Raw genomic sequence first — 25,945 nt, forward strand, 5'->3', positions numbered from 1 at the left:
GGCGGAACTTTGTGAAGCAAATTCTAGTTATTGTTGGGTGTTGCAAAGTGAAGCAAGATGAACTCTAGATATTGTAGGGTGTTGCAAAGGGAAGCAAGTTGAACTTTAGATTGTAAGGTAAAGTAAGGTGAATTCCGTGTAGCAAGGTTAATTTGGGTGATGTGATTAAGGTGAATTTAGTGAGTTAATGATGAATTTTTGCGATGTAAGTTGAAATCAGTTGAAGTGAGTTGTGAAGTCAGTTGAAGTTACTTGAAGCTAGTTGAAGTCAGATGAAATCAATTAAAGTTAGACGATGTCACTTGAGTTTAGATCGCAAGCCTACCTCACCCTCGTCACACCCACCCAAATAACCGGGCAAGCTGAGCGACAGCAAAGGTTACTCCGATGGCGATACCCAGCGGAATGACTGCTGAGAGAACGGCCCACTTCATGCTTTTTGTTTCCTTGTAAATGTTCACGAGTGTCGTACCACAAGGATAGTGGAGCAGGGAGAACAGCATCATGTTGAGTGCGGTCAGCCAGGTCCAGCCATGTGAGAGAAAGACATCTTTGATACTGCCTAAGCTGTCGATATCAACCATAGCGCCTGAGGACATATAGCCCATAAGCAGGATAGGCAATACGATTTCATTCGCAGGAAGTCCAAGAATAAAGGCCATGATGATAAAGCCATCCATGCCGAGCAAATGTGCGAACGGATCAAAGAATGCAGCCATATGATTCAGTACAGAATCGCCGCCAATAAACAGATTGCCTAGAATCCAAGTGATAATCCCGGCAGGGGCAGCAACGACGATAGCCCGGGTAAGTACGTTAAGGGACTTATCTTTGGAGGAAATAAGTATGGTCTTCCAGATTTGTGGACGGCGGTAGGGAGGAAGCTCCAGTGTGTAATGTGTGGGAACCCCACGCAGCGCAGTTTTGGACATGACCCAGGAAACGGTTAAGGTAACAATGATGCCGATTAGAACCATTCCCATTAGGACGGAGGCAGTGGTGAATGTACGAAGCGCGCCTGTCGTAGCGGCTCCTGCCATAAATAAGGAAGACAATAAAATCAGCGTGGGCCAGCGGCCGTTGCAAGGGACAAAATTGTTGGTCAGTATAGCCAGCATTCGTTCACGCGGCGATTCGATGATTCGTGTGGAGAGGATCGCAGCCGCGTTACAGCCGAAGCCCATGGACATGGTTAAAGCTTGCTTGCCATGACCACCTGATTTTTTGAACAGTCGGTCCATGTTAAAAGCTACGCGTGGCAGATACCCGAAATTCTCAAGCAGAGCGAATACGGGGAAAAAGATCATCATCGGTGGCAGCATGACACTGATTACCCATGAGGTGCCCCGATATAATCCAAGCACAAGCACGCCGTGCAGCCAAGCTGGGGCATGGAGAGCCTCAAATCCCGCTGTCAGATATCCTTCGATGAAGCCAAAGAAGGAAGCGAGCCAGCTAGAAGGGTAGTTAGCCCCGGCAATCGTAATCCAGAATACGACACCGAGAATGGCGAGCATGATGGGAAAACCCCAAATTTTGGAGGTCACGATATTATCCAGCTTATAAGTGCTGTTCAGTTTCTTCTTATCCCGATAAGTAACTGCATCTCCGCAGATGCCTGCGGATACGCCATATATACCACTGACAATCTCATCCCGAATGGCTCCGCCGTCAGCGAGCTTTTTTGCGGTGGACAATAGGGAATCTAGAGCGTCAGATCCCTTAGTGATAGGCAGTGACTCCATGGCCGATGACCTCCTTTGCTTCGGGTAAATCCTTGCTTTTCATATGCTCTTTAAGTGAAGTAAGCAGGCTGTCATCACCGTCCAATAAGCGCAGTGCAATCCAGCGAGCGGGATATTTGGTACCGATGGTTTGCTCTACCAATGGTGTAAGCTCGGCAATTCCCCGTTCGATCTCTTCGTTGTAACTAATCCGCAGCGGCTGCGCTGTGAATGAGCCTGTAGCCACTCGCTCCACTTGATCCAATAAGGCATCGATCCCTATTTTATTGCGTGCCGATATCGCAACGACGGGAACGCCGAGACGTTTGGAGATACTCTTCAGGTTGATGTCGATGCCCAGCTTACGTGCTTCATCAATGAGGTTGATGCAGACAACCGCCCGTCCGGTAATCTCCAGCACTTGCAAGGCAAGATTGAGATTACGTTCCAGCGAAGTAGCGTCAAGCACTACAAGTGTCACGTCTGGCTGTTCAAAAATAATATAATCTCTAGCCGCTTCTTCATCCGCGGAATTTGAGTATAGGGAGTACGTTCCTGGTAAATCTACCGCGAGGTATGAATGGTTATTGTGTTTGAATTCGCCTTCGGCAGTAATGACGGTTTTACCTGCCCAGTTTCCAGTATGCTGTCGCATGCCGGTTAGCAGGTTGAATAGTGTGCTTTTTCCGGTGTTAGGATTGCCTGCAAAAGCGACGGTGAACTGACTCATGCTTCTACACCTCCAATTAATTCTCCGAAGATTAAAGAACTTTCTTCTCTACGCAGTGCAATGGTCGTATTGCTTACCCGAAAAGCTATAGGATCTCCTAATGGACTACGCCGCAACACCTCTACGATATTCCCGACTACGAACCCGAGGTCCAGTAATCTTCTTCTAAGCACACCTTGAACTTCAATGTCGCTGATGCGCAGCGTGCTACCCTTTGCAGCCTCTGATAAAGGAATAGTTGTTCCAGTCATGAGATCCCTTCTTTCATTTATATTTTTACCGCCTATGGTTTTTATTTTGTGTATTAGAACATTTCTTGTAGTCTGGCACAACATTAGTATATGGCAACAACTTTGTCCCTGCAACAAGAATGTTTCCCTTAGGCAAAATAAAATTAAGCAAAAAAAGCCCCTGACGAAAGAGAGCTTGTACGCTCTTTTCCGCAGGGTTGAGCTTAATTCCTAATTCCTAATTAACATTAAAATTACGACCAGCTGCCAAAATCAAGTGTACCTCCGGTTTCGACCAAGGTTTTAATATTACTCAGAACCTGCCACCAGGCGTTGATACTGCCAGCATATGAAGGATCATCAGGATGCCATTCATCGTGGATAAGCGTAAGCTTAGTAGTTCCACCCACCGGTTCAAGCAGCCAAGATATACGCGATTCATATCTTTCTGTCCCCTTATGATAGGAGGGGCCGACCTTATGCGTGAAACGAAACGCTTTTTGTGGAGTGAACTCCAGCAGAGTCCCATATACATGTATCGTTTCATCGCCATCTGCACCGGGACCAACATATTCCAGCAATTCACCTTCTTTAAAGGTGGATTGGATTACGCTCCCGTAGTAAATCTGTTTAGTACCTTCGGGAGAGATCAAAGTCTCCCATACCTGCTCAGGTGTTCCGCCAATATAAAATTCATAGTGAAGTTCTTTCATTCCTTATTCCTCCTTGGTTTGTACAATCATTTATTCCCTTAGACTTATTTACACTATACAAAAGGATCACTGACAACTACGGTCAGTGATCCTAAAATAATCATTTTAAGTCTTATAATAAGCTGCCAGATCGGTAGCTATAGCGGACAGCTTTTGTTTCAGAGCTAAAGGCTCTAGGATTCGTAGTGTTGATCCATAAGGCAACAAGAAGTAAGGCGCATAAGTCAGTAAGGAGGTCTCATCGACTTGAAAACGGGCTTGTCCGTCAATGCGCTGCACCAGCGTATGTCCAAATAGCCAATGACTGCATAGATCGTTCAGGATTCCTTCATCGGCGGCGATGACTACTGCTATGAGTTTCTCTGGAGTATTTGGTGTTGGCAGCAAGCTTTTTAATAAAAAATCCCGTGCAGAGAATTCAGCAGGACGGGCAAACAGAGCTTCTGTGCGGTGCAGTTCAGTTATTCTATCGACTCGGAAAGACCGAATTTCTTGCCTCTGATGGCAATAAGCAACGGTGTACCATTGCCCTTTCCACAGGACAAGTCCATAAGGATCAATAGCGCGGGAAGAAATCGTCTCCCCGTTTCCCTTTCGATATTCCATCTGGAGGGTATGTCCGTTCGCCGTCGCTAATTCAAGCTCTTGCAGCAGGTGGGGAAGCGGCGCAGCAGGGGAGTGGATGGTTTCTATCCCGCTCTCATGACGCTCCATCTGTTCTAATTGCTGCGCATTGCTGTACCGTTTCAGTTTGGCGATTGCTTGATCTAGAGCTTCTACATAAGGATATCCAGTTCCCCGCGCAAAGGAGGCGGCTTGCAGGAGGGAACGTTGTTCGTCGGAGTCAAAGAATAACGGGGCCTCGGAAAAATGCTCCGGAAGGCTATAGCCACCACCAGGTCCACTATCCGCGATAATGGGTACGCCACTGATGCATAACGCGTCGATGTAACGATAGACAGATCGGACACTGATCTCTAGCGCTTCTGCTAGTTCCCCGGCGGTTCTTCCCCGTTGCTTGAGCATCCAGAGAATGGATAACATGTGATCAGCCTTGGACATAAATCAGGAACCTCCTTGCTTCATTAATTAGTAATAGTTTACTAACTATAGCAAATTGCCTATTGATCAGCTAGAGAACCTTTTGGTGCTGCCATAAGTTCCAAGCCGCGAAGTACATCCAGGGTTACGATTCTTTTCAACATGGTGTTACACCATTATTTTCTTGAGACTATGAATGTACCGTGATCTCGCGATAAGGAAATAGATAGTTTGCACAACCAGAAATACAGCAGATGTAGTAAGCACGGGCACAGTTACATTTGTGATATTAATCTGTTTCAGTATCGGGCGTATCACGACAAGGGTCTGAATGGTGGCAATAATAATCGGAATATAGAAAAGCACAGAAATCTGTTTGGTAGCAGAAGCTGACATTTCTTTAGTGCTTAAACCGATTTTGGACAAAGCATTATACATTTGCTTATCTGTGTTGAGCTCAGTATGAAGTTTAAAAAAGAGAAAGCTGGCCGATGAAAGCGAGAAGATCAGAGCGATAAAAATCCCTATAAAGCTAAGCATGGCGGCTCCCTGTTTGGTCGATAGATAGCTGTCTGCTCGCGATCCCAGTATAGAGCTGTATTGATGGTTAGCCTTGTTAGCGGCTTTATTCCATTGGATGAGGTCTCTGGTGACAACAGCTTCAGCTGAGCTGTCATTAGGTGTAGGACCGTCCCAAGCAGGGATTTTGTATAGATATCTCACATAAGGTCTAGTGTACTTCTCTGCTGAATTAGAAATCTTATGATATAAGTTATCATCTACGATTAGAAGTGAGGTGGCCATTGGATCTACTGGATGCACCTTTGGTGTTCGTAATTCTTTTAACATCAGTTCCTCATCTTTTTGAACCTTCAAATGAATCGCTCGATTAGCAGCATAATTCTGTGAATCCATATGTGGGTTCAGCAGTAATACAGCTTCTTTTTCAGACAAGGGTCCAACCTCGGACACATCCATCTGTAAGCCCAGTTGATTGAACTGTGAGCGGGAGATCAGATCAATTCCAAGTATTATTTCCTTATCGATTCCTTGAATGGAAGCAGAGATCAGATCTACTTTATTCTCTGTATACTCGACTTTAGCATTCTTTAATTTAGTGTGAATGGGCTCTAAATCTGGTGCTTCATCCTTCGGATCATAAATCGTATAACTCACAGCGAATGGGGATTTTTTATAGAGGTCTGAGTTCGCTTGATTAATCGATAAAAGAATTCCTGAAGCCATGCAGGCAAGCGAGGTAACCACAGTTACAAGGAACAGCATTCTTGCATTGTCTTTAATCTTATAACTCATCTCGGAAATCCACAGCAGATTGGTTCCGCGCCACAACCGTTTGCGTCTTAGTTTTAGTAGGCGAATGCCCAATACAGATAACTGAGAGTAGAAAAAGTAGGTTCCAGCGATACCTGTGACAGCGGCGACTAACAGTGAGGACGGGGACAATTGCTTCCGAATCGCGAGAGCGCCGACGGTCAACAGTAGAAGCCCAAAGAGCGAGAACAACAAGGAGACACGGGGTTCTTTTTTAGGTTTAACATTTCCCTTAAGCAGTTCAAGAACTTGATGTTTACGAATGAACAATAATGTGAAGATCGAAATGACTAGAAATAATGAAATGAAAGAGATAGAAGTAATCATTAACGCCTTCATTGGCCAATAAAAGGGCAGTGGCTCCATGCCCATAATTGTCGTGCTTAGCAGCAAGAATAACTTGGATAAAAGCATGCCGAAAGACACACCTGTTACTATAGAGAGCAGTCCGATCAGCATGTTTTCTATAAGAATCAGCTTGTTGATCTGGCCAGGGCGTGCGCCTAAAATCATCAGTATGCCGAACTCCAGATTACGCATTTTCAGAAACGCGCTAATCGAATATAGTACGAAAAAGAACGCAAAGATAAATACGATGTAAGAAGCAATTTGCATGCCGGAGGCTGAATTCGCACCCAGCGCGATGTTCGTAATACTAGGGTGATAAATAAAGACTGAATAAGAGAAAAAGATCATGACCATAAAAGCACTGCTTAAGAAAAAAGCAAAATAAGCGCGCGAATTACGGCGTACATTATTAAACGCGAATTGAGGAAAGTTCATGACTATTCCCTCCCCAGAACGAAAGTGTGTCGATAATCTTTTGGAAGAAGGCCTGACGGTTATCTCCCCGGTGAATTTCCGCTGCTAGTTTGCCGTCTTTTATAAAAACAATTCGGTTGCAGTAGCTCGCTGCCAGTGGATCATGTGTTACGAGCATTAGCGTGGTGCCTTCTTTGTGGTTAATATCTTCCAGCGATTCCATCACCATCCGCGAAGAATTGGAGTCAAGCGCACCCGTAGGCTCATCGGCCAATATAATCGAAGGAGAGGTGATGATCGCCCGGGCAATTGCGGTCCGCTGACGTTGTCCCCCTGAAATTTCATAGGTGCGTTTGCTCAGAATATCGGTAATGTTTAAGCGTTCAGCGACTCTTTGAAGCAAGATTTCCATCTGTGAGAGCTTACGGTTATCCAAAGTCAGGGGCAGCACAATATTTTCGGCGACGGTTAACGTCTCAAGCAGGTTGAAGTCCTGAAACACAAAGCCTAGCTGTTTTCGGCGAAAGTGGGCGAGCTCTTTTTTATTCAAAAGATAAGGGTTGCTGCCATTGATATTCACTTCGCCAGAGGACGGCTGGTCGATTGTGGATACCATATTGAGCAGTGTTGTTTTACCGCTACCAGACGGTCCCATAATTCCGACAAATTCACCTTTTTCAATATTAAGATGAATATCGGTGAGGGCTTGGGTCACTATTTTGCCGGGGTATACTTTATGAAGTCCTTTGACTTCCAATACGTTCATATCATTCATTCCTTCCAATACAAAATTGATTTCATCCGCCTTATTTGGGGGACGGGTTATGTATATAATTTATAAGATCGAGAGATTAGCTGCTATGGATTTACCTTAAGGTTTCCTTACAGAGACGTTAAGGTTTTGTTCGCCTTTCTCCTTGTGGAGAATGGGTTGAGAGATAAGTAGCCTATAAAGAAGAAGGAGGCTTCAAAGCCATGAATAATGACGATGAAGTCCCCTCAATATTATTTCTGTAGATGATCACTGTTGCTAAAAATAAGCCGCACGCGGGTTCCATCCCCGAGCCGGGACTGAATATCCACCTTGTGTTCGAGCCTGTTGCAAATCTCCCGGACGAGATAAAGTCCCATCCCCGTCGATTCATGATAATGTCGTCCGCGGTCACCCGTAAAGTAGGGATTAAAGACCCGCTTCAGATCCTCAGGAGAAATGCCGATCCCTTGATCGGTAATATCCAGAATCGTGTCGGTGCCCACACGCTGAGCTGAGAGGGTAACGGTTTTGCCAGTACCGGAGGTATAGTTTACGGCATTGGTTAAGATTTGGGCCAGCATAAACATTAACCATTTAGCATCGCTATATACCGCGAGATTGGCATCCATCTGTACATCTACTTTTATGCCCCGGCGTATGAATAATCTGCGATTTTCGGCTACCGCCTCACTAACAGTTTTGCGCAGAAATAACGGTTCAACTTGAAAATCATTTTCAAATTGGTCAAGTCTTGAAGTGTAGATAACCATCTCCAGCCCTCCGCGCAGACGTTCCAGTTCCTCCTGAATACTTGCGGCAGCCTCCTCTTCAAGATCCTTTAGCGTAAGCTGAATTACAGAGAGCGGGGTCTTCATTTGATGAACCCAGCGATTCATGAATACGATATGCTGATCCATCTGGCGCGCATGCGCATTCACTTGCTCCTGATACTGGCGGTCAATCAGCTGCAATAACTCATGGATAGCTTCTGAAAGAGGAGTGTCTCCTAAGGAAACAAGATGTTTTTGGAGCATGTCCATAGGTTCGCTTAATGCTGCATACAATCTCCGGTGCTGAACGTATCGGTAGCCTAAATATAGCAGTAGAACTACGGTACTCAAGGCGATTCCATAAAGCATGATAGAGATCGGTCTGTTCTCACCAGACAGCCAATACAGCAAAGGGATAAGCAGCATCTGAAGCAGATAGAATAGGATCAGAGAGATCTGGTCTCTCCAAAAAAGCCTCATGGCGTATCCTTAGAAACATTAAGCCGATAGCCAGCGCCTCTTACGGTTTCCACAATGTCGCCAAGACCGAGATCCTTGAGCTTTTTGCGGACACGGGTTATGTAGACATTTAATGTATTGTCATCTATGAAATGCTGATCCTTCCACATGAGATCGAGCAGACGCTCCCGGTTAACCACTCGTCCTTCCTTAAGCAGTAAAGCTTCCAGTAGAACCGCTTCCTTTTGGGTTAGCTCACTCGTGTGACCGTCGTATTGGATCATATATCGTTCAGGATAGAGGATTAAACCTCCAGATTGGAGTTTATGCTCTTCTTGAGTCTGTGAGTATGAACCGTATGCTCTACGTATGTGGCTGCGGATTTTGGCAAGTACAACCTCATAGTGAAAAGGCTTAGTAATATAATCGTCCCCGCCATTCTCAAGCGCCATCACCTGATCCATTCCACTATCCCGTGCAGAAATGAACAGAATCGGGCAGAGTGAGAGGGAACGAATCTGGCGGCACCAGTAGAACCCATCGTATTTAGGCAGATTGACATCCAGTAAGATAAGGTCAGCCGAGCTTTCATTAAAAGTCTCCAGCACCCTGTTGAAATCCTCTACAATAATTGTACGGAACCCATATTTCGATAGGTACGTGCTCAGCAAGCTTGCCAGCTTGGCATCGTCCTCTATGATTAGAATCGTCTCCATAATTTCACTCCTTTGTTCAGTTATACAGTAACATGGACAAGGAAAATTATGCAAAAAGAGTACTAATGGTCACTCAGAATTAGAATCTAGCTAGATTTATCGAAGGGAAATTTAGCTGATCTAAGTCGAGCTGATCTAGCTGTAGCTGACCTAGCTCTAGCTGATCTAGCTTTAGCTGACCTAGCTCTAGCTGATCTAGCTCTAGCTGATCTAGCTCTAGCTGATCTAGCTTTAGCTGACCTAGCTCTATCTGATCTAGCTCTAGCTGACCTAGCTCTAGCTGACTTAGCCTAGCTGGCCTAGCTCTATCTGATCTACCGCTAATCGATCCAAATCTAACTGATCTAAAATCTAACTCATTTAGATCTAAGCAATCCAGATTTAGCTCAAGCAGCTTATTCAGACTTAATTGCACTTTGTACACTTATTTCTGCGTAGATAGACCCTAGAAGCCGTTTAGTTGCACTTCGTGCAGCTAAAAAGGGTGAATTCGGTGCAATTAAAGGAAAACCGGAAATTTAACTGCACGAAATACAACTAAACTAACTTTTGAATGAGCATTCTGAGGAATAGTTGCACTAAATGCAGTTAACGGATGCGTGGAGCTCATAATTATCGCTTGAAAAAGCTTGATCAGTGACTATTTCCTCCCGAAGAAGACTCCCACTACAAAGCTTTCTCTAAATGCACTTTGTACACTTATTTCTGCGTAGATAGTCCATAGAAGCTATTTAATTGCACTCTGTGCAACTAAAAAGGGTGAATTTAGTGCAGTTAAGGGAAAATCGGAAATTTAACTGCACGAAATGCAACTAACTATCTTTTTAAGTAACTTTCTGAGGAATAGTTGCACTAAATGCAGTTAACAGATGCGTGGAGCTCATAATTATCGCTTGAAAAAGCTTGATCAGTGACTATTTCCTCCGGAAGAAGATCGCCCACTCCAAAACTTTCTCTAATTGCACTTTGTACACTTATTCCTGCGTAGTTGGTCATTAGAAGCCATTTAATTGCACTTCGTGCAACTAAAAAGGGTGAATCTAGTGGAATTAAAGGAAAACCAGAAATTTAACTGCACGAAATACAACTAACTATCTTTTGAAGGAGCATTCTGAGGAATAGTTGCACTAAATGCAGTTAACGTATGCGTGGAACTCATAATTTTCACTCAAGAAATGTTTGTTTTGTGAACGTACGGATCATATTCGGTAGTATAAAATAATAATAACTAATTATGATATATGCTTCATTTTTACATCTCCCTTAATATGAAATTAAAGAAAGGGGCGTGGAAAATGAACATTAATTTTAGAAGCTACCGTTCTGAAGATCTGCTGAAGGTACGTCATTTTCTTATACAAAGTTATAGTAAGCTAAAGACTCCAAATACCTGGCTTATAGACCGCTGGGAATTTGTTGTTTTTTTTCAGGAGACGAGAAGTGGAACGCTGGAGCAGTGGGAACAAAAAGTGGGCTTATGGGAGTATGAGAATGGAGAGCTTGCAGCTGTAGTGTGCAGGGACGATGGGTTCTATTTTCAGTGTGCTGAGATGAATCCTCCGGAAAAATTACTTGAAGAAATGTTCGCTTTTGCTGAACAAAAAGCTGAGGAAGAGAACGGTGGTTACGTAGAGCTGTATGTGCCAATACCGGAGAATATGACTTCTGCGGCGGAGGTTGCTCGTAAGAGGGGGTATCATCAAACGGGTGGTAAGGAAAGCGTAAACTCCTTGCGATTGGATAAGGAATTCCCTGTGGAGCTCCCCTCTGGCTTTAGAATATGCAGCGGAGATGAGATCGAGGTTACTGCAAAAGCGCTTGGACATATTATGGCCTTCGACTATGCAGAAACGGCGGAGGCAGAGCTCACGCTGCTGCATTATGGGAATATGAGTAACGCTCCAAGCTATAATCCGCAGCTCGATCTTAGCGTTGTGAATGACGCGGGCGAAGTGGTTTCCTTTTGTAATATTTTTTGGGACAGCAGCAATAGAATTGGTGCTCTGGAGCCTGTAGGCACATCCATTAATTATCGAAAGCTGGGACTGGGACGGGCGGTTCTACACGAAGGATTTAACCGTTTAAAACAACTCGGAGCTAGTAAAGTTTACGTAGGTTCTATGCAGCCTTTCTATGAGAAATTGGGCTTTATTACAGAAGTTTGGTTACAGGTGTGGGAATATTCAGGTCACACAGATTAAGTTGCACCGGCTGCCCCCGACATTGGATCTGTCAGCAGTACCTAAACTGGCAACGTACTATGAAAAATCCCCTTGATGGGTAAGTCATCAAGGGGATTTTTGGGTTTGAGCTCGGCAATCATATGCTGCACAGTAATCTCATACGTCGCACAGCAATCATACCGCCAGAGCAATTATGCGCTGCAAACTGCCTCAGATTGCACTTTGTACAATAGAATCATATATTCTTAGTAGCCGAAGCCGAAGCCGAAGCCGAGCAGTAGCGTGGCTGAGCCAAGCCAAATCACGAAGCTCAGCACTCGCAACTAGCCGTCTGGCCAAGAGATTTTATTGATATTTGACTACAATCGCATTGCTGATCTGACGCCCAGGGGACGTAAGATATTTGCCGTTGTAGTAGAGCCCGCTGGATGCACCACCATCCAGATTCATGGCTTGATACGCTCCAGCTTGCTTCATCATTTCTGCCAGCTGTGGGATGGTGGCTCCACCAGTGGTCAGCAGAATGAGCTTATGGTCGCGTGTTAATCCGAGCGCGCTGCGTGCTCCGCCGCCGGTTAAAATTTTTGGATCTTTGAAGCCTTCTGTCGCGACATTTAGGGATACCTTGCCGTTCACAAGAAGACGCGGGCCGGCTTGAAGAGCTCCTTCCATAGAACCGGAAGCGAAGCGGCTTGTGAATTCCAGCCCAGGAATCAGTGACGCCAGATGGTTGCTGTCATAGGTAAAAATCGTCCGGCGATCCCCGGAGCTATTTTTAAGCATTTTTCCGCCGCTGACAATGTACCCGTATGGAGCTTTGTATGCTCCTTTTGTATAGGCATCAAAAAATGTTCCGTTAATCGCAACTACGGCATTATTACGCTTAGCCAGACTGCTTAGGTCCTCTACTTTTCCGACCGTATTTCCAGCCAGTACGACATCAAGTTTCACCTTAGGATGCAGCAGGGACACTGTAACCGTCTGAGCTTTGAAGGATCTGCCGCCAACTTTGAAGGTTTTACTAGCGCTGACAACTGGAGAAGAATCCGCTTTGATTAGTGCGCCGGACTGTACAGGAACAGTGGTTGCAATATCATTACTCTTAAGGGTTAATGAAGAGGCTTCCTTATCCCAGGTTAATTGAATGCCAAGCGTTGTGCTGATAAAAGACAACGGGATATATACCGTGCCATTATCACTGAAAGCAAGATCAGTTAGTGTAACCGACTTTTCATTGACGAGCGCAGCGGTTTGACCTAATGTAAGCGTTATGGTGGTGTCTGCATTCGTAATGCTTATACGTTTTTCGTTAGGATTCCATACAGACTGTATACCAGTGAAGCTATTTAAGAGACGCAGTGGTATGTATGAATGGTTATTCTTGTCCACATAGACGGTGTTTTTAGGAACTGGTGTTGCACCAACAGTGGATGGGCAAGTGGCGACAAGTGGAACGAGCAGTAAGAAGGTAAGAAACAGAGTGGACCCTAGCTTTTTCATCATAAACAATTACTCCTTATCTTGTAGCTGTTGTAAAAAACGACAAGGTTTATTATACCTCATGTTCAAAAACTTGGATAACCTTTATTTTTAAATGTTCATAGGGTGAATCTGATAGAATATAGATTATATTATTTATATTAGCACTGAAATTGCACTGAGATTAGCACTATAACTAGCACTATAACTAGCACAATAACCACCACAATAACCAGCATCACAATTGCCACTAGACTCAATAGCTAAAAGGAGATTTTTATGACTACGATAGGTTTAATTCGCCATGGAAGTACCGCGTGGAATAAAGAAGGCAGAGTGCAAGGGCATACGGATAATTCATTGGATGCTGAAGGCCTGCAACAGGCACAACTACTGGCTGAACGTCTTAGCACAGAACAATGGGATTACATATATTCAAGTGATTTACTCAGAGCGCGGCAAACGGCAGAGGTTATTGCAGAAAGATTAGGCCTTGAGATCACGGGTTTAGCGCCGGGCATTCGAGAGATGTATGCGGGACTTATTGAAGGAACTACGCAGCAAGAGCGGATTGAACGATGGGGAACCGATTGGAAGACGTTAGATTTGGGTTTGGAAACTCCAGAAGCCAGCGAGCTCAGAGGCAGCGAAGTGATTGAAGAAATTGCGGCGAGACATCCAGGCAGCCATATTCTGATCGTTAGCCATGGTGTAATTTTACGCAGTAGCCTTAGAAGACTACTTCCAGAACTGGACGGCACAGTATTATTGAACAATACGTCAATTACGCGAATAACAAAATCCGAATCGGATGGCTCCTGGAACTGCGAGTTATATAATTGTGCGCGGCATTTGGAGAAAGAGTAAGTGTTCAGATAATGTTCAGAGCTTTTTTATATATTGGTATCGCAGTACAGTAAGCTAATTAATTGTAGTTCAGAAGGATGTGCGAATTAAAGGTGGTAGAGGTTCAGATTTATTTACAAACGTTAATGTCCATTATCATCGCAGGGGTTGTAGGTTATTTAGTATTGAGATTTTACCGGGATGTTGCTAGTAAGGAACCAAAACAAAGAGCAGTTTACACGGGCCTTTCCATTATAACTATTGTCGTTGGATTATGGGCAATGCATCAGCTAGGCAAAAAATCCTTAGAAGAAACTATAGAGGTCAATGGGGGGATTTTCACTCCGTTATTGATATACGCGCTTACGATAGCTGTTTTAATGTTTTTGCTTACACGGCTGAACCTTGTTTTGGCGGAAAGAGAGCAGCTTAAGGAACTTGCCTATAAGGATGGCTTAACGGGGCTCTTAAACAAGAATGGAATGGATCACTTTTGGGATCGCTGCAAAGTAAATGAGCAACTAGCCGTATTGTTTATGGATTTGAACCGGTTCAAATCAATCAATGACAGCTTAGGACATCATGTGGGCGATTTACTGCTGCAAGAGGTGGGAGGAAGGTTAAGTCAATTCTCCAGCAAAAGAAAACGCCATATTTTCCGCATAGGCGGCGATGAATTTGTGATTGTAGCTAAAGGCTGCAATCAGAAGGAAGCGGAGCAGTTAGCGGTGCAGATTCTGGAGAAGACGACCAGACATTATCAGCTGGGAGAGCATAACCTCTTTGTATCTGCGAGCATAGGCATCAGCATTAGTCATGGCAAGGTGGATCATTTCAGGCTGCTGCACGAAGCAGATACAGCGATGTACACCGCCAAACAGCTCGGGACAGGTCGTTATTCAGTTTATAAAAATTAGTTTGTTAAATGTAAAATATAAGCGTCAGCCCTGGACATAAATAGATGTCTAAGGCTGACGCTTTTTTTTAGGCTCCCGGTGTGTGAAACTTGTGGGGGACTTGCTTGCGTCCCTTCATCAAGAAGAGGCAGAGCAGGGCAACCGCCATACTAATCGCTGCTACATAGAACAGGATGGAGTAATCAAAAATATCAATCATTAGCCCCAGCAAAGGTGGCGAGCTGATCGCTGCCAGTGAAGAGACCAAATAATACATCCCTGTTCGAGTACCGATACTCTCCTCAGTTCCCGTTGCAACAACATAAGGATAAGAGTTGATGTTGATACAAGCCCAGAAGAGTCCTCCTGTCAGGAGTAACACTCGAAGCACCAGCAGGTCCTGTGCAAACCCAACAAGCGCAAACACCGTCATCAGGCCACATACGCCGACGATAATGATCTTCTTTTTCCCGAATCGCCCACCCAGCCAACCGCTCGGAATAGCGAACAGCACAAAGGCAAGGGAGAAGAAGGTAAGGGAGAAGGAGGCTGCTTGTTCACTGAGGCCCAGATGGTTTTTGCCATACAATGTAAACAAGGTTTCGACCCCTTGATAAGCTACAAACCAGAAGAAAATCGCTGCCAGTAGAAAGACTGTAGTACGATCCAGTTGGCCGCGAAAGGAGACTCTGGAAGGCTTAACTATCGTCGTAGAAGGGCTCCCCGCTGTATCGGATAGAAGCGTAGGGCTTATATTCACACCATCCCGTTTTTCTTTGATGAAGCGCGATACGATAAACAGACATAACAGGGTAATCAGTCCAGCAACGAGAAATGGCAGCGCAGGATTTGATTTATAGAGGATCGAACCCACGCCGAAAGCCAGAATTGATCCGAATCCACCCATGAAATTAATTAATCCGTTAGCCTTTGTACGCTGCTCTTCAGGTGTTATGTCGGGCATTAGAGCGACGGTAGGGGAACGGTATAAACTCATGGCTAGATTCATCAGCATCATAAATAAAAGCAGTGTAAATAGTCCGGTATGAAACGGAATCAGCATAGTCAGCACGGCAGCGAAGGGCATACCGATCATAAGATAAGGCATTCTGCGTCCAAAACGCGAGGTCGTGCGGTCACTCCGATTACCGATCCAAGGCTGCAAGAATAAGGCGAAGTAATTATCAATCGTCATCATGAAGCTGATTAGGGCTACACTATGTACATATTTTTCGAGGAAAAAAGGTACAAATGCGTTATACAGACTCCATGTAATGCTGATGCTGAAAAAGCCGAATCCGAGCAGCCAGACTTTTTTCACACCATCACACTCCCTTGTCAGCCAGAAGTCCAGCGAGTAGGTCTGGATGATCGGTAATAATGCCTGATACACCAGCTTCAATTAAATATTTCATCCGCTCGGGATCGTTAACGGTCCAAGGATGGTAGACAACGCCATGCTTCGCCGCTTCTTCGACGAATTCAGGCAGTACCGCAAAATGATACGCATGCAACGCAGTCGCTCCAAGTGTAGCTGCATAATCCCAAGGACGATACAAGCCTTCCCCGTACAGAATTCCTGTTCTGATCTCCGGTGCCAGCGACTGACAGTAAGCTAGTGAATAATGGTTGAAGCTCGAAAAAATGACGCGATCGCTCATCTTGAAATCCCGTACGGCCGCGATCACTTTTTCCTCCATGCCCGGATATAAAAAAGTGCCATTTTTAAGCTCGATATTTAGGGTGGTATCTCTACCTTGCAGCAGATCTAATAAATCTTCCAGCAATGGAAGGCGCTCATCTTTGAATTCAGGTCCGAACCATGAGCCTGCGTCCACTTCCAGCAGTTCTGCGAGTGTATGATCCTTCACATAGCCGGTGCCGCTTGTTGTGCGGTTTAGAGTTTCATCATGAATGAGGACTAGGCCGCCATCCTTGGTCATTTGTACATCAGTTTCTATTCCGGTTGCACCCAGCTCAAGACCTTTGCGAAATGCTGCCATAGTATTTTCTGGACACACTGCCGACGCTCCACGATGCGCAAAATTAATGATGTTGTTCATAAGTTATTGTCCCTCCAACTTTAGTGTTTGCTATGCCCCTATAGAATGGGGGCTACTTGTCATATTCCACAGAGAGTAAAGAAACCCTGTCTGGAATTTTAAATCAGTTATTCATAGCGCCATACGGGATTCGTTCCAAAAGTCCAGCTTCATAGATGCTCCGCAGCTTCAGCTCGGGCATATGAATATAACCGATATAACAATCGCATACCTTCATTCGGCAGCTTCTAACCGCAGAGAGACCCTCTAGCCCATCACGGTAAAGATTGCCTATGACCCCTCTGTCCTTATAGCAGCGTTTCACAAGCCCAGCGCCCTGTACGTAAAAAACATCTTTTCCTGCATTGCAGGCTTGGCCAAGGCTTTCATAATCCATAGCATTCACAGAAAAATGTGGATCAATCTCGCTAAGGAAGACAAAATCCTCAGCTGTATAATAATCAGGTTTATCTTTGTAAGCATTGACCCATAAGTACACGTTCTCTGGTAACGCAGAACGAAGTGAAGCTATAGCTGAAAAAGCGCTGCGTATTCCAACGCTTCCCACACTAAATGGAACGTCGTTCTCATATAAAGTCAAACATTGCGCCAGAAATTTATCCTCCCGCACTTGTCCGGGGTGGTAGGTGGCCCAAAAGGCCACTTTTTTACGATTCATCTGGGAGACGAAATCCAGGTTGGCAGAAAGGTTGGTCTGAATCGCTACCTTCTCAACATGGTCCATATTGGAGAGAGCAATCATTGCTTCTTTGTACCAGCGATGAATCAGCCCTTCGCCATAGGGATTAAAAAATATAGAAAGCCGATGACCTGCCGCACCTTGCTCAGAGGCCCACGCTACAAAGGCTTCCAGCCCCTGGCGGTCCTTGGCGAGCGTAGCTGCGCTGTCTCTTGTTTTGCCAAAAGGACAATAGGGGCAATCATAGTTGCAGGACGTGAGGGAACCGCGGTAGTAGAGGACCGCATTCATGGCAATACGAACCTTTCCATCTGCTCTCGGATCTCCCCAGAAATAAACCAATCCCCAATCGAATCAGAGTAACCCATCCCTTCGGTGGTAAGGCGCAGGATGCCATCTTCCTCCTGCCCAAGACCGGAATGAAGCAGGTTGGACAACTCAGGATAATCGCTCCAGAGCGATTGATCGAAACGCTGGCTGTAATCTTTAAGCTTCAGCCCTTCGCTATGTAGAATCGCCTTCAGAATAAAGCGGCGTTTCTGTTCTTCAAGACTCAGCACAATCCCGTAATCCGCAGTATCGTAACGATCCGTCGCAACGTAATCAGCAATAATGCTCTCGGTTGCTTTACGGCTTACCCCATAACGGGAAGCGTAATGCACATGGCGGGTGTAGGATCTGGCTCCGCAGCCCAAGCCGACCATTCCTTCTTCTTGGCAGCTATAATCGAGAATGGGTTTAGCTGTTCCTGCGTCTTCCTTGGCGAAACGACGCATGGAGTATTGGCGATATCCTCTCGCTCTAAGCAGCTGCCCAGCGGCTTTGTAGCAATCTAGGCGAATATCGTCCTGACGCTGGATATCACCAGGCTTCACAATCGTATGCTCACGGGTGTAGAGCGGATAGATGAAAATTTCCTCTGGCTCAAAGCTGATCGCTTGATTGAGCGAATATAGCCAAGAGTCGACCGTCTGCCCCGGAAGCCCGTAGATCAGATCTAAATTTAGTATGGGAAAATCATATTTCCCCAGCAGCTCTAGTGCCCGATATACCTCATCCGGATTTTGTGGGCGATAGATGGCCGCCGATTCAGCAGCGACAAAACTTTGGATGCCCATGCTGACCCGATCCACCGTATACTCTTTTAGAATATTCAGCTTCTCTTCGGTAATCGTCTCCGGTGAAGTTTCCACTGAGATGGAGGCTGTATTTGTGTCCAGTCCCATCGTATCAACGGCAATGTGGAACAAGCGGCGGAGCTGATCTGCTGCCAGCAGGGTGGGAGTTCCACCGCCGATCGCAAAACGCGCATAAGGTTTATGTCTGGTGAATTCCGCCCATTGCTTTGCTTGGCGTTCCAGGGCATCCACGTATGTGGCATGAACATTTGCGCGTTTATCAGGCAGGGTAAATAGGTTGCAGAATCCGCAGCGTGCGCCACAAAACGGAATATGCATATATAGAAAGAAAGATTCCGCAGGCTCATCACGCCAGAGTGTTTCTAGCGGCATCGGAGGCTGCAAATCCCTGTAAGCCGTTTTGTGTGGATAGGAATACAGATAAGAACGGTAAGGGTGAGCAGTAATGCAGTCTTTCCACTTGTGAAGCTCTTCTAAAGAGAAGGACGATAACGTCATATCAGTTCTCCATCCTTTCCTTGTTATAAATATTATAAAATAAACTCCCGATAAGGGACGTTCCATACCGTCTCGTGGGCAAGGCGATGCCCCTGATAGCCATCTTCCCCATAAGCGGTTCCATGATCTGAAAAAGCCAGGCAGAAGACAGGATTGCCGCGTTCCCGGAACGCATCGAACAACCGGCCCAGTTCACCGTCCACATAACGAAGAGCGGCGCGCTGGCTGTCTACGGAGTCTTTTTTAGCACCAGGTACAAAATAATGATTTGGTCCGTGAATGGCAGAGACGTTGAGGAACATAAACAATCTTTGCTCGCTAGGAGTATCCTTTAGCAGCTTCAAGGCATGGTTCACCTGATGCTCTGTGGAACGCGGATTGGTCACACCGAAGGTCATCCGCCAGTAGCTTTGCTGGAAATAGCTTGGCAACACACGAGCGAGTGGATTTTTTTTGGTGAAAAAAATAACACCTCCAATACAAACCGTGCGATAGCCCTCGGCAGCAAGTCCTGACACGATATCCGGCGTATCGAAAAGCCATGTATGAGGATGCGTCTTCATTCCGGTATTTCGGGAATGGAACATACGGATATGCTCAGTCTTATCCGTTGTAGCTGGAGTAGGCAAGAAGCCGCCGAAAAAAGCGTGATGGGCCGCATAAGTAAAGCTGCCGGGAGTATGTCTTTTCTCCCAGGATCCCGTTCCGCACAGGTTCGGGCAGTTCGCTTCCTCCATCGTAGCTGCATCGTATCGAAGGGTATCAAGCGTGATCATTAGAATGTCATGGGTGCCAACGATAGTGTTCATATCCATTAAGAGGATCCTTCCTTTATAAGCGGTGTTGAGGGATGAGTAATATAGTCTCTGGCGGTTAATACCTTCATTTCCCATTCGTAGGTGCTGCAGCCACGGTATTTTACATCGTACAGCAAATCGCCAAAAGGATTAACATCGGCGACAAAACACTGCTGCGATCCTCCAGATATCAGCACGTCTATCCCGGCAACTCCAGAACGGGGAAATGCCGCCAGCGCTTGCAACGCGGTATTTCGTACCTGCTCCTGTATGAATTCTGATAAACCGGCTTCTGAAGGAGACATCCGCTGGCTGCGTAAATGCAGATTCGTAATTGGGGTGGAACTTACACGAGCAATTGCATGACAGGCCTCGCGGAGAACCACGAGCTGGCGGATATCGAAGGCTTTACCGTTATGGCCGATCTTAGGAATCCATTGCTCGGCATAACCACCATGCCGATAAATCCAGTTAATAATGCCGGAGATCGTGGCGGTATCTGTGTACCGCCGCAGTTTACCGGAATTATAGTAAATGGGTGGTCGGGTGATGTAATTCTCGACCCCCACTGTAGTTAAGGCAACCTCGGCACCTGTAACGGGATGGAGCTGATAGGCGATCACCCCGGAAGCGGCAGAGCCGAAGGCTAGCTTAATGAATACCCGGTGCATTCGCCGGGAGATCATCATCTCACGGAGAGAGGCATAGTCGGTAGGCTGTTGTTCCTCGCCTAATGGACGAGGAATAGTGATGCCTGCCTCACTCAGAATCTGTTGTGCCCGCCGTTTATCGGTCATGGCCGCAATGTCAGCGGGGTCATTTAACCATAGCGAGCCTGGACAAACCTCTTTGGCTTCGCGCTGTAGTCTAGCCAGCATGCGGCAATAACCGCGGAACCATTGCGAAGGATGATGCAGGACACCCTGCATCTCCTTCAATTGATGGGCTACCTTCACACGGAGTGGGCGCGGATCAGGTCTTTCAGCGTAGGGATGCAGCGAATCGTCAACATCAACGGCATCAGGTGCGCCAAGAGCGATTAAGGCACGTTCTACTTCAAAGCTGCTGCCAGGCGATTCCAATCTCAGCAGCGGGGGAGCCGCACTGAGATCTATTCCGTTATAAACAGCCGGCTGGCTGGATAACTGCTGCTTCTGCACTTCCAGCAGATCACCTAACGATTGGCCTTGCAGAAATTCAGCGTACGATAAAATGATGGCAGGTGGCATTCCGAGATCGGAACGTGCTTGCTGAATGCCGCTAGTCCGTTTATCCCCAGGAATACCGATAACGATCATCGGCCGCATAGGGGGCTCACTCTGTGATGGAAGGATAACGCCAGTCTTCCTCATCATCGCTTTCCTGTTTGTCGCTGACATCGACAGGCAATCCGCTCTGCTGCCACCGGCTGATCATCTCGTCGGACATAAAATGATGGCTTAGATTCAATGCTTTTAGTCCTTTGATTCTCTCACTGGCAAGAAGCAATTCAGCACCTTCGTCGCTGAGGGTACCCAGAGATAGATCTAGCGTATCCAGCTGATCTAAGATAGGCGCATTTGCTACTGCACCGGCGATTTCATCTTGTATTTCGCTATTTTTTAATCCCAGATAGGTAAGTTTAGGGAACTTTCCTACTTCTATAAGAGGTAGAATATCTGCGAGGCTTCCGTCAAAGCCGTAGTTATCTACGCCAAGATATAGTTCCAGCTTGCGTAAATTCGGCAATTGGCTGGCTGCAATATTATCAAGTACGGCTTTACTTAAGCCGCCGCTAATAATTATCAGTTCCTCCAGCTTGTCATGCTTTAGCTCTGAGAGGCTCAGCTCATTCCCGCCTTGAATCGTGAGTGATTGTAATTCTGGAAAAGCAGGGAGCAGCGGTGATAGATCGCTTTGGGTAATCCATGAAATCTCGCATTCCTCATAGCCCATCTCACCAATAAAAAGCTTGCGTAAAGCAGGGAAGCTGGCGCTATGCGTAACCAGTGCCTCTACAACCTCTTCCGAGCTATTCTCGTAGGCTTGCCCCCAATCACCGATAATTAGGCTGATCAGCGACGCACCTTCAGGGCTGCTGCTTAACTTCTCAATTGCTTCGCCAATTCTTTGACCTTCTTCGAATTCGTCGTATCCAATACTAAGCTTTACTTCCGTCATGGGTGTTCCCTCCCGGAAAAATTTAACTTCGAAAATACCCTATCATCTGTAGCCGAGGGAGTCAAATAGCTGAATATAACTATAGTTAAACTCTCCATATTATTGAGGTGAAATTTTGTGGTAGGTTTATACTAGAGGCAATTTTATTTTTTTTGGAAGGAGTTATTCGTATGAAGAATAAACTTCAGGAATGGATTATTGAGACGGATATAATTAAAATGCAAGAGGCTCTGGAAGCAGGTTTAATTACCTCAGAGGATATAGTTCAAGTATATTTGGAGCGGATTCATAAATACGATATAGACATAAACTCTATTTTAGAAATAAATCCAGAGGTTATACAAATCGCGCGAGCACTCGATAAAGAACGAGCAGAAAAAGGGAGCCGCGGGAGCCTGCACGGTATTCCTATTGTATTGAAGGATAATATAGACACCGCGGATAAAATGCATACGAGTGCCGGTTCTGTAGCTTTAGCTGGATCAATTGCGGCAAAAGATTCATTTGTAGCGGCCAAGCTTCGATTGGCGGGGGCTATTTTACTTGGGAAGGCGAATATGTCGGAGTGGTCTAATTTTATGTCTAGTACAATGCCTGCGGGATATAGCTCGCGGGGAGGGCTTGTACTGAATCCGTATGGACCTGGCACGGTATTTGTCAGTGGTTCCAGCTCCGGGCCTGCGGCAGCCGTAGCAGCGAATCTGGCAGCAGCAGCGATCGGAACGGAAACCGCAGGATCTATTGTCGGTCCAGCCAGCCAACATGCTCTTGTCGGAATCAAACCTACGGTGGGATTAGTCAGCCGTTCTGGAGTCATTCCCATTTCAGTAAGCCAGGATACCCCTGGGCCTATAGCTAGAACGGTTACAGATGCGGCAATTATTTTAGGGGCGTTAACCGGAGTGGACGACAACGATTCAGCAACATTTTCAAGCGAAAAATACGCTTATACAGACTATACTTCAAGTTTAGATAAAAGCTTTATACGACAAGCAAGAATAGGTATTCCACGGCATTATTATAAACATTTAGACGCTGAGAGGCTTGCAATTATGGAAACAGCTATCTTGACCTTGAAGAATGAAGGGGCTACCATTATAGATCCTGTCACAGTACATGTTGAACAACAGAATTGGAATAATGATGTGATTTGTTATGAATTTAAAAAAGGGCTCAACCAGTATTTAGCACAAGTAGATGATTCCGTTCCGATTCATTCTTTGCAAGAATTGATAGCCTATAATGAAAGACATGCTGAGATTGCCTTGCGATATGGGCAAGACACCCTGACAAGATCAGAAGAAGTAACATTAACTGAAGAGGCCTATCAAGAGAAGAGACAAGAATACAAGGAATTAGCGCTTGAACAAGGAATAGATTATGTGTTGGAACAGTATAGTTTAGACGCGTTATTGCTGCCTGGTGATATAGATGGCATGTATATTGCGGCACGCTTAGGTTATCCATTAGTTACTGTTCCGGCGGGATATGTATCTCAAGGCATTATTGATGCGGATGGGGATTCGACCAGGGGACCTTTTGGTGTTGTTTTTTCCGGAAAAGCTTATAGCGAGCCTACGCTCATAGCCTTAGCATACGGGTTTGAACAAGCAACGTATCACCGGATTCCACCTCAATTGGAGTAGAATTAGGCTAACTTAGAATAGAAGGAAGCGATCAGTTTGAAGTATTGCCTGGAATGTGGGACAGAGTTAGTAATGAAAGAAAGTGACGGGGAAGGGCAGGTACCTTATTGTAACGCGTGTGAAATGTTCCGATTCCCTATTTTCAGCACGGCGATTAGTACAGCAGTATTAAACAGGGAGAAGAACAAGATTTTATTAATTCAGCAATATAATCGGCCAGACTACATATTACTCGCAGGATACGTGAACAAAGGTGAAGATGCGGAAACGACTCTCGTACGTGAGGTAAAAGAAGAGGTAGGACTTGATATTGTCGCTTATGAATATATGCGCAGCTTGTACTTCGCACCATCCAATACGCTAATGCTGAATTTTATAGGTGTTGCAGATTCGGAGGACTTGAGCCAGGTGAGTACTGAGGTTGATCATGCTGAATGGTTTACTTTGGAAGAAGCCGCCAGAGCGATTAAAAAGAACAGCCTAGCCGAAACCTTCTTACTGGCGATTATTGAGAAATTGAACGCGGGACAGGTACAGGTCAATCCGGTAGCTGTTGGAGGAAAGTAAAAAGGAGCCGTGAGGCTCCTTTTTATTGTTTCATGTAGGGGGTCTAGTTTATTTAAGCTTATACACACGAGCTTCATAAGGACGAAGCTGAATTGTGTTTAGTTCTTCTTCTGGATTTACTTCGTAATTGGCAATAAGCAATGCCTTCGCTTGGAACTTCACAGTAGAAGGAAGTTCGAAGGTCGCAGGCTCTCCGAAGAAATTCAATACAACCAGTAGCTGTTCTTCTCCAAGAGTACGCAGATAAGCATATACCTGTTCATTCTCCTCAGCCAGAATTGTATAATTTCCGTATACGATAATTTCATGCTGCTTGCGCAGCTCAATAAGTCTCTTATAATAGTAAAAAATAGAATCAGGATCAGCCAGCGCCTGCTCCACATTAATTTCCTTGTAATTAGGATTTACGGCTAGCCAAGGAGAGCCCGTCGTGAAGCCAGCCTGCGGCTCGGCGTTCCATTGCATCGGCGTACGGCCATTGTCCCGGCCTTTAATGTAAATGGAGTTCATGATAGCTTCTTCCGAATGTCCGGCAGCCAAGTATTCTTTATACATATTCAAGATTTCAATGTCTTTGTAATCGTTGATGGAATCAAACTGTACATTCGTCATGCCGATTTCTTCGCCTTGATAGATGTAAGGTGTGCCTTGGAGCGTGTGCAGCAGTGTTGCCAGCATCTTGGCAGACTCTTTCGGATATAACTTATCATCTCCGAAGCGGGATAGCATACGCGGCTGATCGTGGTTGTTCATATACAGACTGTTCCAACCTTTACCGTCCAGCGCGATTTGCCATTTGGAAATGATGGACTTGATGTCCGCCAGCTTCCAAGGCTGCACATTCCATTTGCCTCCAGGTCCGGAATCGACGTCCATAAGCTCGAAATGGAATACCATGTTCAGCTCGTTGCGATCCTCGGAAACGTACAACGAAGCCTCCTCGGGAGTGACATTAACGGCTTCGCCCACTGTCATGATATCGTACTTGGACAGGACCTCACGGTTCATTTCCTGCATATACTCATGTACGCGTGGTCCGTTAACGAAATAGTCTCCTCCGAAGTGGTACGTAGGCTGTTCTCCGTTATTTTCTGGGGCAACGCTAGGTAATTCCGGTACTTTGGAGATCAAGTTGATTACATCCATACGGAATCCGTCAATGCCCTTGTCCAGCCACCAGGTCATCATATCGTAGACTTCCTGGCGCAGCTTAGGATTATCCCAATTCAGGTCGGGTTGCTTTCTCGAGAAGAGATGGAGGTAATATTCCTCCGACTTCTCATCGAATTCCCAAGCCGAACCGCTGAAGAAGGAACCCCAGTCGTTAGGCTTCTGTCCGTCCTGGCCCGGCCGCCAGATATAATAATCACGATAAGGATTATCCTGCGATTTGCGGGACTCCACGAACCAAGCGTGCTCATCAGAGGAGTGGTTGACCACGAGATCCATAATCAGCTTCATGCCGCGGCTGTGAAGTCCAGCTAGCAGTTCCTCCCAATCAGAGAGTGTTCCGAAATCATCCATAATACTTTGATAGTTACTGATATCATAGCCGTTATCGTCGTTTGGCGACTCGTATACCGGGCATAACCAGACTACGTCGACGCCAAGCTGATTTAAATAATCGAGTTTCGAGATAATGCCCTGCAGATCACCGATGCCGTCCCCGTTACTGTCTTTGAAGCTGCGGGGGTAGATTTGATAAACTACGCTTTCTTTCCACCATTTCTTATCCATGTATAACTCTCCTATCTCTCTATA

General features: G+C 45.7%; 24 protein-coding genes. 5 read left to right on the top strand and 19 right to left on the bottom strand.

Annotated features, from left to right (window positions below; translation table 11 throughout):
• Positions 1-335 precede the first annotated feature (335 nt).
• From NST40_RS05180 to NST40_RS05225, 10 genes are all read right to left on the bottom strand, one after another.
• Positions 336-1,745 (bottom strand): nucleoside recognition domain-containing protein, encoded by a 1,410-nt coding sequence (locus tag NST40_RS05180; RefSeq protein ID WP_076220490.1) that lies wholly within the window; start codon positions 1,743-1,745, stop codon positions 336-338.
• Positions 1,723-2,454: a FeoB small GTPase domain-containing protein gene (locus NST40_RS05185; RefSeq protein WP_076130631.1), complete on the bottom strand. Its 732-nt coding sequence runs from the start codon at positions 2,452-2,454 to the stop codon at positions 1,723-1,725. The genes NST40_RS05180 and NST40_RS05185 overlap by 23 nt, the downstream gene beginning before the upstream one ends.
• Positions 2,451-2,705 carry a FeoA family protein gene (locus NST40_RS05190; protein ID WP_036679839.1) on the bottom strand — a complete coding sequence of 85 codons (255 nt, stop codon included), beginning with the start codon at positions 2,703-2,705 and terminating at the stop codon, positions 2,451-2,453. Before NST40_RS05190 ends, NST40_RS05185 begins: the two co-directional genes overlap by 4 nt.
• Before the next feature lie 233 nt (positions 2,706-2,938).
• Positions 2,939-3,397 carry an SRPBCC domain-containing protein gene (locus NST40_RS05195; RefSeq protein ID WP_342410466.1) on the bottom strand — a complete coding sequence of 153 codons (459 nt, stop codon included), beginning with the start codon at positions 3,395-3,397 and terminating at the stop codon, positions 2,939-2,941.
• Between the two features lie 105 nt (positions 3,398-3,502).
• A complete protein-coding gene (locus tag NST40_RS05200) occupies positions 3,503-4,459 on the bottom strand; it encodes a YafY family protein (RefSeq protein WP_342410467.1) in 957 nt (318 codons plus the stop codon).
• Positions 4,460-4,606: 147 nt separating this feature from the next.
• Entirely contained in the window at positions 4,607-6,553 is a 1,947-nt protein-coding gene (locus NST40_RS05205; protein ID WP_342410468.1) for an ABC transporter permease, read from the bottom strand.
• Positions 6,528-7,298, bottom strand: a complete 771-nt coding sequence (locus NST40_RS05210) for an ABC transporter ATP-binding protein (protein WP_036679832.1) — start codon at positions 7,296-7,298, stop codon at positions 6,528-6,530. Before NST40_RS05210 ends, NST40_RS05205 begins: the two co-directional genes overlap by 26 nt.
• A gap of 239 nt (positions 7,299-7,537) precedes the next feature.
• Positions 7,538-8,536 carry a sensor histidine kinase gene (locus tag NST40_RS05215; RefSeq protein WP_342410469.1) on the bottom strand — a complete coding sequence of 333 codons (999 nt, stop codon included), beginning with the start codon at positions 8,534-8,536 and terminating at the stop codon, positions 7,538-7,540.
• On the bottom strand, positions 8,533-9,231 hold the full coding sequence (locus NST40_RS05220) for a response regulator transcription factor (protein WP_076278054.1): 699 nt from the start codon (positions 9,229-9,231) through the stop codon (positions 8,533-8,535). Before NST40_RS05220 ends, NST40_RS05215 begins: the two co-directional genes overlap by 4 nt.
• Positions 9,232-9,310: 79 nt before the next feature.
• Complete coding sequence (locus tag NST40_RS05225; RefSeq protein ID WP_342410470.1) at positions 9,311-9,655, bottom strand: hypothetical protein; 345 nt, start codon at positions 9,653-9,655, stop codon at positions 9,311-9,313.
• A gap of 871 nt (positions 9,656-10,526) precedes the next feature.
• Between NST40_RS05225 and NST40_RS05230 the strand changes: the two genes are divergently transcribed.
• Positions 10,527-11,432 (top strand): GNAT family N-acetyltransferase, encoded by a 906-nt coding sequence (locus NST40_RS05230; RefSeq protein ID WP_076278154.1) that lies wholly within the window; start codon positions 10,527-10,529, stop codon positions 11,430-11,432.
• A gap of 327 nt (positions 11,433-11,759) precedes the next feature.
• Here NST40_RS05230 and NST40_RS05235 read toward each other — a convergent pair whose 3' ends face one another.
• Positions 11,760-12,914: a phosphodiester glycosidase family protein gene (locus NST40_RS05235; RefSeq protein WP_076278164.1), complete on the bottom strand. Its 1,155-nt coding sequence runs from the start codon at positions 12,912-12,914 to the stop codon at positions 11,760-11,762.
• Between the two features lie 258 nt (positions 12,915-13,172).
• Here NST40_RS05235 and NST40_RS05240 point away from each other — a divergent pair, with 258 nt between their 5' ends.
• Complete coding sequence (locus NST40_RS05240; protein ID WP_076219732.1) at positions 13,173-13,760, top strand: histidine phosphatase family protein; 588 nt, start codon at positions 13,173-13,175, stop codon at positions 13,758-13,760.
• Between the two features lie 77 nt (positions 13,761-13,837).
• Complete coding sequence (locus tag NST40_RS05245; protein ID WP_081387703.1) at positions 13,838-14,656, top strand: GGDEF domain-containing protein; 819 nt, start codon at positions 13,838-13,840, stop codon at positions 14,654-14,656.
• Between the two features lie 67 nt (positions 14,657-14,723).
• On the opposite strand, the gene NST40_RS05250 is transcribed toward NST40_RS05245, so the two are convergent.
• From NST40_RS05250 to NST40_RS05280, 7 genes are all read right to left on the bottom strand, one after another.
• A complete protein-coding gene (locus tag NST40_RS05250) occupies positions 14,724-15,956 on the bottom strand; it encodes an SLC45 family MFS transporter (RefSeq protein WP_342410471.1) in 1,233 nt (410 codons plus the stop codon).
• Positions 15,957-15,960: 4 nt separating this feature from the next.
• Entirely contained in the window at positions 15,961-16,698 is a 738-nt protein-coding gene (locus NST40_RS05255) for a glycerophosphodiester phosphodiesterase (RefSeq protein ID WP_340012007.1), read from the bottom strand.
• Between the two features lie 103 nt (positions 16,699-16,801).
• A complete protein-coding gene (locus NST40_RS05260; protein WP_341164760.1) occupies positions 16,802-17,668 on the bottom strand; it encodes an STM4011 family radical SAM protein in 867 nt (288 codons plus the stop codon).
• Positions 17,665-19,014: an STM4012 family radical SAM protein gene (locus NST40_RS05265; RefSeq protein ID WP_342410472.1), complete on the bottom strand. Its 1,350-nt coding sequence runs from the start codon at positions 19,012-19,014 to the stop codon at positions 17,665-17,667. The genes NST40_RS05260 and NST40_RS05265 overlap by 4 nt, the downstream gene beginning before the upstream one ends.
• A 32-nt stretch (positions 19,015-19,046) precedes the next feature.
• A complete protein-coding gene (locus NST40_RS05270) occupies positions 19,047-19,829 on the bottom strand; it encodes an STM4013/SEN3800 family hydrolase (RefSeq protein ID WP_076129567.1) in 783 nt (260 codons plus the stop codon).
• Entirely contained in the window at positions 19,829-21,118 is a 1,290-nt protein-coding gene (locus NST40_RS05275; protein WP_076195180.1) for an STM4014 family protein, read from the bottom strand. Before NST40_RS05275 ends, NST40_RS05270 begins: the two co-directional genes overlap by 1 nt.
• 7 nt (positions 21,119-21,125) lie before the next feature.
• Complete coding sequence (locus NST40_RS05280; RefSeq protein WP_076219683.1) at positions 21,126-21,971, bottom strand: STM4015 family protein; 846 nt, start codon at positions 21,969-21,971, stop codon at positions 21,126-21,128.
• A 170-nt stretch (positions 21,972-22,141) separates the two neighbouring features.
• On the opposite strand from NST40_RS05280, the gene NST40_RS05285 reads away from it, so the two are divergent.
• Both NST40_RS05285 and NST40_RS05290 read left to right on the top strand, forming a co-directional pair.
• Positions 22,142-23,617, top strand: coding sequence for an amidase family protein (locus tag NST40_RS05285; protein WP_342410473.1), 1,476 nt, complete (start codon positions 22,142-22,144; stop codon positions 23,615-23,617).
• A gap of 36 nt (positions 23,618-23,653) precedes the next feature.
• Positions 23,654-24,184: an NUDIX domain-containing protein gene (locus tag NST40_RS05290; protein WP_076278163.1), complete on the top strand. Its 531-nt coding sequence runs from the start codon at positions 23,654-23,656 to the stop codon at positions 24,182-24,184.
• A 48-nt stretch (positions 24,185-24,232) separates the two neighbouring features.
• Here NST40_RS05290 and NST40_RS05295 read toward each other — a convergent pair whose 3' ends face one another.
• Entirely contained in the window at positions 24,233-25,921 is a 1,689-nt protein-coding gene (locus tag NST40_RS05295) for an alpha-glucosidase (protein WP_076219686.1), read from the bottom strand.
• Between the last annotated feature and the right edge of the window lie 24 nt (positions 25,922-25,945).

It is taken from the genome of Paenibacillus sp. FSL R10-2778 (genome assembly GCF_038593035.1).
Classification (GTDB): Bacteria; Bacillota; Bacilli; order Paenibacillales; family Paenibacillaceae; genus Paenibacillus_AQ; species Paenibacillus_AQ odorifer.